Below are 14048 nucleotides of genomic sequence, written 5' to 3'. Positions count from 1 at the left end.
TCATTTGTCATTCACCCTTCTTTTAAATAGCAACACATTTCCAAACATAAATAGTATGCCAATACTTAGAAAAATACCTCTCTTTACATTAAATAGCAGATCAGTCATTTGATGTTGTATATAATCAGGATTAAACCATATAGAAAAATAAGGAGAATTTAAATAAATACTGAATACCAAATATACTATTAGTAAAATGTGTAGATATACAGTACGTTTCAAATAAAAGGAAATGAAAAAGCTAAAGGTAATGCTGTAGAAAATAGAAAGGAAGACTTGAAACAATGTAATTAATAAAATGCTAATAGGAATTTTATTTGCATAAAAAATAAAAAAAATTACATAGAAGAAAAATAGATAAACTGAAACAAAAAGAAGAACTGCTACGATTTTTCCAACTATATACATCGCTCTATTTGTCAATTTTAGTAGGATGACTGCTCTTTCAAATGATTGAAGATACCCTTTCCAAACATATGAAACCATACTCGGAATTAAAATAAGTAAAAATACCATTTGTAACTGAAGTGTTCCATACCATTTCTCAATAATCGTTTCCTGAGTGTCTAAGTTATTCATTATAATTGGAAGAACCAACATTATAAGTATAAGAAAGACGGAAATAGCTCTACTCTTTATGAGTCTTTTTAATTCAAAGTTTATTAAAAAAGGTAATTCTCTCATACGGTTAACTCTTTTCTATTTATATAAATATATGCATCCTCTAAAGTAGGCTCTGTCGATATACTTCCTTGTAACGGATTATCTGCAATGTAACGAATCTCAATACTGCTGCCTTTATCTTGTAAAGATACAAATAAATCCACATGAGGTATTTCATCATCTAAAATATTATAAAGCCATACCTTCCCTCGAACTTTATTAATAAGGTCTATTGTACTACCGAAGTAATTCACTTTTCCTTTTTGTAGCACCATCAAATTTTTACATGTAGAAGCAATATCCTGTACAATATGTGTTGAAAGCAGAATGATTTTATCGCGACTAATCCGAGTAATTAAATTTCGAAAGGAAATGCGCTCATGAGGATCTAAACCTACTGTTGGTTCATCAATAAGTATTATTTTGGGATTACCAATTAAAGCTTGAGCAATGCCAAATCTTTGTTTCATACCACCCGAAAGTTCTTGAATATATTTTTTTTGTTCGCTTAATAGCCCCACCTCTTGAAGTCTTAAGTGTATTTCCTGTTTTCGGCTTTCGCTATTATTCATTCCTTTTAATTTACATAAATAATCAAATGACTCTTCTAAAGTAACCTTTGGAAAAAAATCAAACTTCTGGGGAAGATAACCCAAAATTTCACAAACCTTAAGTGGTTCTTTTTTTACGTTTAGCCCTGCAACTTCAATTTCTCCGTCATCAAATGGAAGTAATGTAGAGATTATTTCCATCAATGTTGTTTTTCCTGCTCCGTTTTCCCCTAATAAACCAAATACACCATTATGAATTTCTAAGGAGACATTATCTAGTACCTTTATATTTTTATAAATTTTTGTTAAATTTTTAATTTTGATTTCCATTTTTAACAAACTCTCTTGTATTTTTCTTTTCTAATAATAATTCTCTTTGTTCATCTGATAAACGTAAATATAAATGCAAGGTAGCTTCTAATTGCTTTTGTGTTAAAATGCAATAATGTAAAGGGGGTGTCGTTACTTTACCTGTTGATTCTAAATTTTCATGGTGACACCCACCCCCACATAAATTTTTTGCCCAGCATTTGTTACAATTTAATCTATTTGAAACATGTGCTTCTTCTAAAAATTTTGACCTAGCAATTGAATAGGTTCCTTCAAAAATATTTCCTTGTTTATACTCTTTATTATTGACAAAACGATGACAAGGATATAAATCACCATTAATATCAACTGCTAAAAAATTAACCTCTGCACCACAAAAATATGTTGATTCGTGTCCAATATGAATACGTTCTAAATTCTTCATTATATTATTGAGTTTGACTGCTTTAGAATATTCTTTTCTATTAACTAAATACTCGAAATAATAAATTAATTCATTATAACTTTTAGACAATTCAATGAATTGATCTTCTGTAAACATCTGCATAGCTGGGGCAGCATATATACTTCTAAAATTCAAATCGAATAAATGCTCATATATATTTACCAAATCAACATTATTCGGAGTAATGGTTGCCCTTACTCCCAATTGTCTTTGCTCCCTTAATTCTTTTGTTCTGTTTAAAATAACATCATAACTTCCCTTTTTATTTCCATAAAAGCGATTTATGTCATGCTCGCTTTTAGTCCCATCAACACTTACTTGAACAGCGATGTTATTGTCTAAAATAAATTTTGTGATTTCTTTATTTATTAGCGTTCCATTACATGTCATACTAAAGCCTATTTTTTTATTATGTAATTTTACTTTGTGATTTGCATATTCTACTACTTGCTTAATTACTGGAAAATTTAATAAAGGTTCACCCCCAAAAAATACAATGGATAGATCATCACGATCACCTGACTGTTCTAGCAAATAGTCAATTGCTGATTTTGCTGTCATTATAGACATTCTGCCTTTTTCGTTATATTCTCCGTCACCAGCGTAACAATATTTACATCGTAAATTACATTCTTGCACCATCATTAATGTGAGTGCACTTATGTTTTTAACATTTTCTTCGTTAACAGCATTACTTTCAGTAGTATCATTGATAATCCTATTTTCTATTAGTGATTGAATAATATTATTAAATTCATTTTCAGCTATTTTTTCTTTTAATTGATTAAAAACTTCCACTATGCTTTTGTTGTCACTTGATAAAATAGAATAAACAATATCATCTATTTCAAATAAACCATTAGTATTCGGTACATAAATATATTTTTTATGATTAACTTCTAACTCTTTAAAACTTGATACTTTAATTTTTTTCTCCATAGATTCAATCATAAATACCCTCCATTTCTTTGATACAATGTAGAGTAAATAATTTTACTCTACATTGCAAAATAAAAAATTAAGCACTTGTTTTAACCGTCTGTATCTTTTCTAAAACAAGTTTCCCAGCCTCCAGCACATCCCCAATCCATAGCATCACACTTATTGCAATAATCTTTTGCATCACAAAAAACACACCATTTAGATCTAGAACTAGCACTATTAAAACCATGATTAATTCTCTTGAGCATTTTTTCACCTCCTCAAACCGCTTATAACTACAACAAAACAATTAATTATTAGGTACTAATATGTAAATATTAATTTGTTTTGTAGTTCAAATTTAACAAAATTTCTCAAATGAGGTATCCGTATTTTCCGCAATCATAGTGAAATTTTAATTATTATTTTGAAAAATTGTCACTTTTTACATTTGATTAAACGGTATTTTTTATCCAGAATATAGAATAAAATGGAATTTGTTGATACGATATCTTCTGAAAATAAATAGGGGGGAGTATTACATATGATAAAGTTAACACCTAAAGAATATGAGATTTTAGAACGTATTGCTGAGGACAAAACCAATAATGAGATTAGTTTAGAATTAGGTATGAGTAGGAGAACAGTGGAATATCATATATCTTCTATTATTCGCAAATTAAATGCTGAAACTCGTTTAGGTGCTGTTGTAACAGCTATTAAACTAGGCTTACTAAGTATCAAATAAATTTTCAACTCATGAAAGATTTAATTTTGGAGAAATCCCTTTATATGACACTACATTAAACTGCTCTGTTAGTTAAGAACGAACAAAACAAAAAAATAGACCAAACATATTTATGTGTATAATATGTCTGGTCTATTCATTTTAATCGAGTTGGAAGTTGTCATTCCAAGATAAGGAACTCTTTCTTTTTTACTCACACTTTATTTAAATTCTAATTCTCCATCATAAGCCAGCATGCCGCCTTCAAGGTTGGTTACATCAAATCCTTGTGCTTCTAAGTAAGCACACGCATTGGCAGAACGAGCTCCAGCCTTACATACAATAATATATGGCTTTTCTATATCTAATTCCTCTAAACGTTCAGGGATTGTTCCAAGTGCAATATGCTGAGCGCCTGGGATCATACCATGTGCTACTTCTTCCTCTTCACGAACATCGATAATATATAGGTCCTCATTTGCATCTAAAAGATCTAATAATTGTGTTGTTTCCATTGTTTTCATTAACTTCGTCCTCCAAAATATCAAATTCCACTATCATTATAGCTTGTAGCAAAAAAAACAGCCAGTGTGGAGAACACTAACTGTTTTACAATCTTTTTATACATCTGTCTCTAAAAACTCTATTTGTTTTGCTGGAACGAATGTAGAAATGGCATGCTTGTAGATTAGGTGCTGCTTATTTTCAGCATCTAATAGTAATACTGTAAAATTATCATATGATTTCACGGTCCCTTTTAACTGAAATCCGTTTAATAGAAATACAGTTACAAAAACACTGTTTTTACGTAGTTGGTTCAAGAACGTATCTTGCAAATTGATTGATTTCATCAAATAGCCTCCCTACTAACTTTCTACCTCTTCATTCCTATAGTAGCACGTTCTACCAATTTATCAATTAGTAATTTTTAGAAATTTTTCTTTATTCTTATAATCGGTCATCTGGCGTAATAAAATGAACATCCATTTTATTGCGGAAATAAGTAAGTTGTCTTTTTGCATAGCGACGGGAATTTTGTTTTAAGCTATCAATGGCTTCCTCTAAGGTACATTTGCCATCTAAATAATCATATAATTCCTTGTACCCAATGGCTTGTATAGATTGCACACCTCGGATATTTTGCTGCCATAATCCCTTCACCTCTTGCAGAAGACCATTTTCCATCATTAAATCAACCCGACGATTAATACGGTCATATAGCACGTCACGGGACATGTTTTGACCTAGACCTAAAATAACATGATTGTAAAGAGGCATTTCCCCTCGATTTTGCGCTTCTGCTGCTTTTGATACACCACTTAATTCCAGCATTTCTAAAGCACGAATAACACGTCGTGTATTGTTTGGGTGGATTGTCTCCGCTGTTTGAGGGTCGAGTTGTTTTAATTTATCATGCATTGCCTCAGGGCCAAGCTTTGCTAATTCCTCATAATAGGCTTTACGTGCTTCTTCATCTACTTTTTCATCAGTAAATTGGAAATCAAAGAGGACAGCTTGTACATATAAGCCAGAGCCTCCTACTATTATAGGTAATTTTTGACGAGCTTGAATTTCCGCGATCTTCGCACGTACTAATTTTTGATAATCTGCTACTGAAAAAGATTCTGTCGGCTCTAAAAAGCTTAGTAAATGATGTGGAACGCCCTCCATCTCTTCTTCAGTAATTTTAGCTGTACCGATATCGAGCCCTTTATAAATTTGCATGGAGTCACCATTAATGACTTCACCGTTATATTTTTTTGCCAGTTCAATGCTTAAAGCCGTTTTACCAGAGGCAGTCGGTCCTACTATTGCTACGACCTCTGCCTGTTGCAATTTAGTTTCTATCATATTTTTCTAACCACCGTAATAAAACTTGAAAGACTGCTTCTTGATTGTCTTCATTTAAAATTTCATGTCGTTTTTCCTCGAATAAATAAACCGTTACATCCTCTACACCTACCGCTACCAATTGCTCAGCAACTTTGTAAACGCCTAGCCCCTGTTCACCAACCGGATCTTTACTGCCACTAATCAAGAGAATAGGGAGGTCTTTTCTTACTTTTGCTAATTCTCTTTTACGATTTAGTGTGGCAAAGCCAGTTGTCAAATCCACGAAAAATTGATTCGTTGGAATAAAGCCACAATAGGGATCATCGATATACTTTTCCACCTCTTGTTGTACTGAACATAACCAATCATAGGCAGTCTTCGGATTAGGAAATTGCTTATTAAAGCTACCAAAGCTCAATTGATTTAACAGCTTACTTTCAGTTTCTTTTCCTAGTCCCTTTGCTAAAGCCTTGGCTACTAGATTTCCTACAGCATGCAAGGCTGTCACATTTCCAGTGCCACAGAGAATAACATTATCTACTTGCTCTCCGTATAATTGAATATAGCGTCTAGTAATGAAAGAACCCATACTATGGCCAAAGAGAATTAATGGTACATTAGCGTATGGTACGTGAAGTTGTGTAATCACTTCATGAGCATCTTTTACAACACGCTCAAAGCCGTTTTCTTCAGCAAAAAAGCCCAATGTCCCATTATATGCTGCCGTTTCACCATGCCCACGGTGATCGTGCATCGTCACAACATAGCCTGCTGCGTTGAGTGTTTTCGCAAATGTTAAATAGCGACCGCTGTGCTCTGCCATGCCATGCAAAATGTGAATATGTCCAATACATGGCGTTGAAGGCTCCAATGTTCGCGTGAAGACAAATTGTTCATCCGACATTTGAATATAACACTCCATCCCTTACTCCCCTTCTTTCACAAAATTTGTTGCATCGTTAATGGCTTGCTCTAATTCAGCAATATATCTATTTTTTTGCTCCTCTGTATAATTTAAGCGTTGTTGCATCACCTGAATCACTTGCTGTTTATAAAGCTTTACTGCTTCAATATCGAAGTATAATAAACCAGTCCGACGGATAAAGAAGTCGCTTGGTGTATAGACCATTTCGGCTTCAATGCCATACAGTAGCATCGCATGTAAGGCAAGAGGCATTGTACTACCATGTTCATGTAAAAATTTCACCCGATCAAATAAGGCATCTACATTCGTGCCATACTTTTGTACGAGATGCTTGGCTTCATCATAATTTAAGCCATATTGTACGCCTTCACGAGCTTTATAGGCAATATAGTCAGGGAAATTAATAGCGTTAATTCCCTTTGCACCAGAAAGTGCTAGCTCACGTGTTAAACAGGCACTTGCATGCTTGTAGCGACGGGACTTCACAATTTTATCCACAATCGTTTCAGCCATTTGGCGATAGCCCGTAAGCTTACCACCCGCAATCGTCATTAAACCACTTGGCGCTGTCCAAATTTCATCTTTCCTTGAAATTTCTGATGGATCCTTACCTTTTTCATAAATCAGAGGTCGGACGCCAGCCCAAGAGGATTCAATTGTGTCTCTTGTGATAGTAGCAGTTGGAAAGACCTTTTTAGCAGCCTCAATTAGATAATCCACATCTTGCTGTGTTGCCACTGGATGTACAGGATTACCTTCATAGACAGTATCCGTAGTCCCTACATAGGTTTTGCCATCTCGTGGAATGGCAAAGGCCATACGACCATCAGCAATATCAAAATAAACAGCTTGCTTTAGCGGGAAATCCTTTTGTTTGAGGACAATATGAACGCCCTTTGTTAGACGTAATTGCTTGTTATCCGCTACTTTATCTTTTTGTCGTACGTCATCAACCCAAGGACCCGTTGCATTCACAATTTGGGCGGCATGGACATTGAGCATTTTCCCCGTCACATGATCCCTCACTTTAATGCCAACAAGCTTTTTCTTTTCATAAATAAATTCCGTCATTTCAGCATAGTTGAGGCAAAGCGCTCCATATTCTACAGCCTTTTTTAATACTTCAATTGTTAGACGGGCATCATCTGTACGGTATTCTACATAATAGCCACCGCCGACTAAGCCATCTTGATTGAGTAAAGGCTCTAATGCCAGGGTTTCCTGAGCATTTAACATCGTTCTACGTTCATGTTTTTTGACGCCTGCCAAGCGGTCATAGACCTTTAATGCCATAGATGTTGTGAAGGGACCGAGTGAACCCTTTTTATATAAAGGTAATAGCATTTTTTCAGGCGTTGTGACATGTACCGCATTATCATAAACAATTTCACGCTCTCTCCCTACTTCTGCTACAACTCCCACATCAAATTGCTTTAAATAACGTAGACCGCCGTGAATCAGTTTGGTTGAACGACTCGACGTACCAGCTGAAAAATCCTGCATATCAATTAATGCGACAGAAAGGCCTCTTGATGCGGCATCTAATGCAATTCCTGCACCTGTAATACCACCACCAATGACTAATACGTCAAAGCTATAGTGCTCTAGATAATATATAATTTTTGGTCGCTGCTCAAATGAAAACATACCTTTCTCCCCCAATAGCTATGATTTAAAAATTCGTGTTGCCTCAACAGCCTTCTGCCAGCCTGTATACAGAGCCATGGCTTGCACTTCATCCATGTGAGGTTGGTAGGTTTGCCCACTCACCCATAATGAGGATAAAGCCTCTTGGTTTGGCCAAAAGCTTGTCGCCAGTCCTGCTAAATAGGCTGCACCGAGGGCTGTCGACTCATTCAATTTTGCTAGTTCTACTTGTAGCTGTAAAACATCACTTTGGAACTGCATTAAAAATTGATTTTTGACAGCTCCACCATCTACACGGAGTACTTCAATCGGAGTACCTGCTGCTTCTTCCATTGCATCTAGTACATCTTTCGTTTGATAGGCTAATGATTCTAGTGTTGCTCGAATAAAATGTTCTTTTGACGTTCCTCGTGTTAACCCAAAAATGGCGCCACGTGCATCTGTATCCCAGTAAGGTGTACCGAGTCCAACAAAGGCAGGGACAACATAGACGCCATCCGTATTGGCTACTTTTCTAGCATAGGTTTCTGAATCCTCTGCTGTACGAATCATCCGTAGTCCATCGCGTAGCCATTGGATAGCTGATCCTGCTACAAACACACTACCCTCCAATGCATAGGTCACTGTCCCATCTATTCCCCACGCAATGGTCGTTAGTAAACCATTTTCAGATGTCACTGCCTGCTGTCCTGTATTTAAAAGCATAAAGCAGCCAGTGCCATACGTGTTTTTCGCCATTCCTTTGGTAAAACAAGTTTGTCCAAAAAGTGCGGCTTGCTGATCACCCGCAATACCAGCTATCGGAATTTTTTCTCCAAAAAATATACTTGGAGCCGTTTCTGTGTATATTTCTGATGAATTTCTCACTTCTGGAAGCATGGACATCGGAATAGCTAAAAGCTCGCAAAGTTCCTCATCCCACTGCAATTCATGAATATTGTAGAGCATTGTTCGAGCTGCATTTGAGTAATCGGTCACATGGGCCTTTCCCTTTGATAATCGCCAAACAATCCAGGAGTCAATCGTCCCAAATAATAAATCGCCATTGTCTGCCTTTTCACGCGCACCTTCAACATTATCTAAGATCCATTTAATTTTAGTCGCTGAAAAATAGGCATCTAAGCGTAGCCCTGTCTTTTGCTGAAAACGTTCCTCATGTCCTTGTTCTTTTAATGCATTCACAATGTCCTGTGTTTGACGTGATTGCCAGACAATCGCATTGTAAATCGGCTGACCTGTGTGTTTATCCCACACCACTGTTGTTTCGCGCTGATTGGTAATGCCGATCGCATGAACCTCACTTGCTTCATGGCCACTTTCGGTTAATACAGCCGCAATTACGGACAAGATAGATCCCCATATTTCATTTGCATTATGCTCTACCCAGCCAGCCTTTGGAAAAATTTGTTGAAATTCCTTTTGTGCTACATGAACAATTTGACCTTTTTTATTAAATAAAATGGCTCTTGAACTTGTCGTTCCTTGATCAATCGCTAAAATAAATTCGCCCATCCATTTTCCCCCTCTCCCTTACATAACCCGTTTAAACATTTTTTCCACTTCATACGAAGTAAAGTGAATAAGCACTGGACGTCCGTGCGGGCATGTAAATGGATTATCTGCATTGCGTAAATCTCGTAGCAATGTTTCCATTTGCTCTTTTGTTAAATAATGATTGGCTTTAATCGATTTTTTACAGCTCATCATAATCGCTGCTGCCTCACGTAGCTTTTTGATATCAGCCTTTTTAGTTGTCAGCACCTGTTCAATTAAATCCTCAATGATTTCCTGTTCCTCCCCTTGTGGGAACCAACTCGGGTGTTCACGCACAACAAAAGATGACTGTCCAAATTCCTCTAAAAATACGCCTACAGCTTCTAATTCATGCCTATGTTCTCGTAAGATCAATGCCTCATCGGCTGCATAATGGAATGTTAGTGGTAACAATAATGCCTGACGTTCATGAGGATTGACTTGACCGACTTTTTCACGGAAAAATTCGTATTTAATACGTTCCTGTGCAGCATGCTGATCAATTAAATAAAAACCATCCTCCATCTGTGCGACAATGTATGTGCCATGGATTTGCCCTACTACTTCGAGTTCAGGAAAGGGTTCCTTTGTAGGCGCGTCTTCCAATATTTCGGAATGTGCCACTATAGTTACTTCATCTTTTATTTCAGCCTCCATTTGAGGTGTAGGCTGCCAACTTTCCTCTCGAACAGTAGAAATAGGCTTAGGCTCAACTATCTGCTCACAATTATTTTCTTGAATGGTTTGGACATCATATAATTTTTCTACGATGGCATTCATTTTCTCCACATCCATCTTGGGAGCAGGCTTCCAAATGTTTAATTGCTCAGTAGCTGGTTTAACGATTTTTTCTTTCTTTTCCATTTGCGGGACTCGAATAATGTTGCGTATTGTTTCACGAATGGTTTCTTCTATTAGCTTCAAAAGCTCAGGCTCTTTACTTAAACGAATTTGATGTTTTGCAGGATGCACATTCACGTCTGTTAAGTAAGGATCACCTTTTATAAATAGAACAACTATCGGGTAGCGCTCAATAGGTAAATACGTATGGAAGGCATCCACAATAGCCTTTTGTACTAAATAATGCTTGACCCAACGACCATTTACAAATAGGGACATATAATTTTTAGAAGCACGTGTTACCTCTGGCAAGGTTACAAAGCCAGAAATTTGATAATCATGTGACTCGCCTTGGAAAGACACCATTTTCTTGGCATTATGTACACCATAAATAGCAGCAAGTACTTGTTGTACATCTCCACGGCCATTTGTTTGTAGTAATTGTTGACCATTATGCAGTAATCTGAAAGCAATTTGTGGGTTACCAAGTGCGAGGCGATTCATCAGGTCTATTGTATGCCCAAGTTCAGTTTGAATGGTTTTCATATATTTTAAGCGCGCGGGTGTATTAAAGAATAGCTGTGATACAGTTAAATCAGTCCCTTTACGCAACGGACCAGGCTTATGAGTGAGGATATGTCCACCTTCAAGCTCTAAATGTGTGCCAGATTCACCATTTGATGTAATCAATGTCATTTTAGAAACAGAAGCAATGGATGCTAAAGCCTCACCACGGAAGCCAAGTGTCCGGATACGGAATAAATCATGTTCCTGATGAATTTTACTAGTAGCATGACGAGAGAATGACATGAGTGCATCCTCTTCATCCATACCGCTACCATTATCTATTACTTGAATGGAAGTGAGACCCGCTTCTAGTAAAAAAACATCAATGGACGTACTTCCAGCATCAATAGCATTTTCCACAAGCTCTTTGACAACAGAAGCTGGCCTTTCTACTACCTCTCCTGCTGCGATTTTATTGGATAGCCATTCGTCCATAATTTGTATGTTTCCCACTAACGTATCACTCCTTTATTTTTTAGCGTTCACTAGCTCTTGCTGTAGCTCATATAAAATATTCATCGCCTGCATCGGTGAAGTACCTAGAATATTGACCTTTTCTAATTTCTTTAGCACCTTTGCCTCGGATGGAGAAATCGACTCTTCCTCTGCAAATAAAGACATCTGCACTGGTTGTTCAGCTATCACCTGTGTTTCGGCAACTACCTCTTTCCCTGACTCAAAGTTCTCAAGTAATACACGGGCTCTAGCTAAAATTTCCTCAGGTAATTGAGCAAGCTGTGCCACATGAATACCGTAGGATTTATCAGCCGCTCCTTTTTTTACCTTATGCAGGAATACGACCGTACCATTTTTTTCGGTTGCCGAAACATGCACATTTTGTAAGCGTGGCAAATCCTTTTCAAGTGCTGTCAATTCATGATAGTGCGTAGAAAATAACGTATTTGCCCCAATTTTGTCATGAATATATTCAATCATTGATTGTGCCAAACTCATACCATCATATGTCGATGTTCCACGTCCAATTTCATCAAATAGCATCAAGCTATTTTTTGTTGCATGCATAATTGCATGTTGCGATTCAAGCATCTCCACCATAAATGTAGATTGCCCTGCCGCTAAATCATCAGCCGCTCCAATCCGAGTAAAAATTTGGTCGGTAATAGGCAATCTCGCTTTTTCAGCGGGTACATAGCAGCCCATCTGTGCCATAACAACTATTAATGCAACTTGACGCATATAAGTACTTTTACCTGACATATTCGGTCCTGTAATAAGCATCATATTGTTCTGCTCTTCTAGGACACAATCGTTTGGTACATACATTTGCTTATTCAGCATTTTTTCAACTACAGGATGACGTCCTTCTATAATTTCTAGGGCACGTCCACCATGAAATTGCGGTTTCGTAAATCGATATTTTTCTGAGACACTTGCAAAGCTTAGTAAAACATCTAATTCACTAATGCTTGCTGCCAGTGCTTGGACACGTGGAATATAAGCTTTTAATACATCACGAATTTCTACAAATAGGTTGTACTCTAATGTTAAGCTTTCTTCTTCAGCATTTAAAATCAATGCTTCTTTTTCTTTTAGTTCCTGTGTAATATAGCGCTCCGCATTCGCCAGTGTTTGTTTGCGCTCATAGCGTGTTAAATCTGCTAAATGAATATTTGATTTTGTAATTTCAATATAGTAACCAAAAATGCGATTATAGCCTATTTTTAAATTTTTAATACCTGTTTTCATACGCTCTTCTTGTTCAAGTTGGGCAATCCAATCCTTACCATTACGAGCAGCATAGCGAAGTTCATCTAAGCGTTCATTATAGCCATCACGGATAACATCCCCTTCTTTAATGGTAATAGGGGGATTATCGGTAATCGCTTTTGCTAATAATGCCTCGACATCTGAACATGTATCAAGGTCTGCACTTAAATGCTGTAACGTTTCTTTATTTGAACCCATTAACTGTTGCTGGATAGTTGGCACTTGGCGTAAAGAATCACGCAATTGGGCTAAATCTCGTCCACCCACATTACCAAAAGCAACACGACCAGCCAAACGCTCTAAATCATATACCTGTTTTAAGGATGCTTGAAGCTCTGTTCGTACAAAATATTCTTCCAATAAATCCGTCACAATCGCTAGTCTAGCCTCTATTGCTGAACGTGTGGCAAGCGGCTGGTGTAGCCATTGCTTTAATTTTCGCCCACCCATCGCTGTCACAGTGTCATCTAATAGCCATAAGAGTGTCCCTTTTTGATCGCCACCACGAATCGATTGAATCAGCTCTAAATTGCGCTTTGAGCTAGAATCAATGCGCAAATAATTTTTCATTTCATTAAATGTGAATGCCTGAATATGTGATAAAGATCTCATTTGCGTTTGATCAATATATGCTAACAATCGAAGACATGCTATTTGTAACGGTTGTGGTACAGCTTCTAAATAGCCTGCTGCTTTGTGCATAGGCATTTCATTCACTTCAATTGAAAGCACGATACCAGCATTGACGGCATGCTCTGCTAATAATAGCTGCAAACTATCCGTTACAATCAGTTCTCGAATGCCATAAGCCTGCATTTGCATTAATAAAGCTTTCCCATCGCCTTCAATAGAAGACGCTACTGCCTCACCTGTTGATAAATCTAAATAAGCATAGCCAAATGTTGTGTCATCTAATTGCTCTGCCGCGCCAATAAAATGATTAGATTTACCATCAAGGGCCTTCCCTTCCATAATTGTTCCTGGTGTGATAAGCTGAACCACTTCACGTTTGACCACACCTTTTGCTTGCTTTGGATCTTCTGTTTGTTCACAAATAGCCACTTTATAGCCCTTTTGCACAAGTGTTTCAATATAATTTTTAGCCGAATGATGCGGCACACCGCACATTGGTATTCGCTCTTTTGCGCCTGCATCTCGGCTTGTTAATGTAATTTCTAAAATTTGTGAGGCATTGATTGCATCCTCAAAAAACATTTCATAAAAGTCACCTAATCTAAAAAATAAAAAGGCATCTTTGTAATCTTCCTTTACCTGTAGATACTGTTGCATCATTGGTGTATATGTTGTCATATCACTATTTACCTCGCTCTTGCCTTA

General features: G+C 36.9%; 13 protein-coding genes. 1 reads left to right on the top strand and 12 read right to left on the bottom strand.

The genetic code is table 11. From position 1 onward, the window contains the following. The 4 genes from MKZ14_RS05660 to MKZ14_RS05645 all read right to left on the bottom strand — a co-directional run bounded on the left by MKZ14_RS05660 (position 1) and on the right by MKZ14_RS05645 (position 3160). Positions 1 to 684, bottom strand: a complete 684-nt coding sequence (locus MKZ14_RS05660) for a hypothetical protein (RefSeq protein WP_333006167.1) — start codon at positions 682 to 684, stop codon at positions 1 to 3. After that, a complete protein-coding gene (locus MKZ14_RS05655) occupies positions 681 to 1544 on the bottom strand; it encodes an ATP-binding cassette domain-containing protein (protein WP_333006168.1) in 864 nt (287 codons plus the stop codon). Before MKZ14_RS05655 ends, MKZ14_RS05660 begins: the two co-directional genes overlap by 4 nt. Continuing rightward, positions 1528 to 2940, bottom strand: coding sequence for a radical SAM protein (locus MKZ14_RS05650; RefSeq protein WP_333006169.1), 1413 nt, complete (start codon positions 2938 to 2940; stop codon positions 1528 to 1530). The genes MKZ14_RS05655 and MKZ14_RS05650 overlap by 17 nt, the downstream gene beginning before the upstream one ends. 67 nt (positions 2941 to 3007) lie before the next feature. Then, complete coding sequence (locus MKZ14_RS05645) at positions 3008 to 3160, bottom strand: hypothetical protein (RefSeq protein ID WP_244905014.1); 153 nt, start codon at positions 3158 to 3160, stop codon at positions 3008 to 3010. A 294-nt stretch (positions 3161 to 3454) separates the two neighbouring features. Here MKZ14_RS05645 and MKZ14_RS05640 point away from each other — a divergent pair, with 294 nt between their 5' ends. Beyond that, complete coding sequence (locus MKZ14_RS05640) at positions 3455 to 3658, top strand: LuxR C-terminal-related transcriptional regulator (protein ID WP_016991965.1); 204 nt, start codon at positions 3455 to 3457, stop codon at positions 3656 to 3658. 200 nt (positions 3659 to 3858) lie between these two features. On the opposite strand, the gene MKZ14_RS05635 is transcribed toward MKZ14_RS05640, so the two are convergent. From MKZ14_RS05635 to mutS, 8 genes are all read right to left on the bottom strand, one after another. Further along, positions 3859 to 4161 carry a rhodanese-like domain-containing protein gene (locus MKZ14_RS05635; RefSeq protein ID WP_333006170.1) on the bottom strand — a complete coding sequence of 101 codons (303 nt, stop codon included), beginning with the start codon at positions 4159 to 4161 and terminating at the stop codon, positions 3859 to 3861. Between the two features lie 96 nt (positions 4162 to 4257). Next, positions 4258 to 4488 carry an RNA chaperone Hfq gene (gene hfq / locus MKZ14_RS05630; protein ID WP_036080261.1) on the bottom strand — a complete coding sequence of 77 codons (231 nt, stop codon included), beginning with the start codon at positions 4486 to 4488 and terminating at the stop codon, positions 4258 to 4260. Between the two features lie 97 nt (positions 4489 to 4585). Next, positions 4586 to 5488, bottom strand: a complete 903-nt coding sequence (gene miaA, locus MKZ14_RS05625) for a tRNA (adenosine(37)-N6)-dimethylallyltransferase MiaA (protein ID WP_333006171.1) — start codon at positions 5486 to 5488, stop codon at positions 4586 to 4588. Further along, positions 5475 to 6392, bottom strand: a complete 918-nt coding sequence (locus MKZ14_RS05620; RefSeq protein ID WP_333006172.1) for an alpha/beta fold hydrolase — start codon at positions 6390 to 6392, stop codon at positions 5475 to 5477. The genes miaA and MKZ14_RS05620 overlap by 14 nt, the downstream gene beginning before the upstream one ends. A 3-nt stretch (positions 6393 to 6395) precedes the next feature. Beyond that, on the bottom strand, positions 6396 to 8042 hold the full coding sequence (locus MKZ14_RS05615) for a glycerol-3-phosphate dehydrogenase/oxidase (RefSeq protein WP_333006173.1): 1647 nt from the start codon (positions 8040 to 8042) through the stop codon (positions 6396 to 6398). Positions 8043 to 8060: 18 nt separating this feature from the next. Then, positions 8061 to 9554, bottom strand: a complete 1494-nt coding sequence (gene glpK, locus MKZ14_RS05610) for a glycerol kinase GlpK (RefSeq protein WP_333006174.1) — start codon at positions 9552 to 9554, stop codon at positions 8061 to 8063. A gap of 18 nt (positions 9555 to 9572) precedes the next feature. Further along, positions 9573 to 11435, bottom strand: a complete 1863-nt coding sequence (gene mutL / locus MKZ14_RS05605; protein ID WP_333006175.1) for a DNA mismatch repair endonuclease MutL — start codon at positions 11433 to 11435, stop codon at positions 9573 to 9575. 15 nt (positions 11436 to 11450) lie between these two features. Further along, on the bottom strand, positions 11451 to 14021 hold the full coding sequence (gene mutS, locus MKZ14_RS05600) for a DNA mismatch repair protein MutS (protein ID WP_333006176.1): 2571 nt from the start codon (positions 14019 to 14021) through the stop codon (positions 11451 to 11453). Positions 14022 to 14048 lie beyond the last annotated feature (27 nt).

Origin of the sequence: Lysinibacillus sp. FSL P2-0066 (assembly GCF_037969495.1) — a bacterium.
GTDB classification, from domain to species: domain Bacteria; phylum Bacillota; class Bacilli; order Bacillales_A; family Planococcaceae; genus Lysinibacillus; species Lysinibacillus boronitolerans.
This window is presented reverse-complemented; position numbering and strand designations above follow the sequence as displayed.

What these genes read in the sequence shown, in the direction of transcription:
- MKZ14_RS05640 (WP_016991965.1), top strand. Translation starts at nt 3,455, where the DNA reads ATGATAAAGTTAACACCTAAAGAATATGAGATTTTAGAACGTATTGCT.
- MKZ14_RS05615 (WP_333006173.1), bottom strand. Translation starts at nt 8,042, where the DNA reads ATGTTTTCATTTGAGCAGCGACCAAAAATTATATATTATCTAGAGCAC.
- MKZ14_RS05635 (WP_333006170.1), bottom strand. Translation starts at nt 4,161, where the DNA reads ATGAAAACAATGGAAACAACACAATTATTAGATCTTTTAGATGCAAAT.
- MKZ14_RS05645 (WP_244905014.1), bottom strand. Translation starts at nt 3,160, where the DNA reads ATGGTTTTAATAGTGCTAGTTCTAGATCTAAATGGTGTGTTTTTTGTG.
- MKZ14_RS05655 (WP_333006168.1), bottom strand. Translation starts at nt 1,544, where the DNA reads ATGGAAATCAAAATTAAAAATTTAACAAAAATTTATAAAAATATAAAG.
- glpK (WP_333006174.1), bottom strand. Translation starts at nt 9,554, where the DNA reads ATGGGCGAATTTATTTTAGCGATTGATCAAGGAACGACAAGTTCAAGA.
- MKZ14_RS05650 (WP_333006169.1), bottom strand. Translation starts at nt 2,940, where the DNA reads ATGATTGAATCTATGGAGAAAAAAATTAAAGTATCAAGTTTTAAAGAG.
- miaA (WP_333006171.1), bottom strand. Translation starts at nt 5,488, where the DNA reads ATGATAGAAACTAAATTGCAACAGGCAGAGGTCGTAGCAATAGTAGGA.
- MKZ14_RS05620 (WP_333006172.1), bottom strand. Translation starts at nt 6,392, where the DNA reads ATGGAGTGTTATATTCAAATGTCGGATGAACAATTTGTCTTCACGCGA.
- mutS (WP_333006176.1), bottom strand. Translation starts at nt 14,021, where the DNA reads ATGACAACATATACACCAATGATGCAACAGTATCTACAGGTAAAGGAA.
- hfq (WP_036080261.1), bottom strand. Translation starts at nt 4,488, where the DNA reads ATGAAATCAATCAATTTGCAAGATACGTTCTTGAACCAACTACGTAAA.
- MKZ14_RS05660 (WP_333006167.1), bottom strand. Translation starts at nt 684, where the DNA reads ATGAGAGAATTACCTTTTTTAATAAACTTTGAATTAAAAAGACTCATA.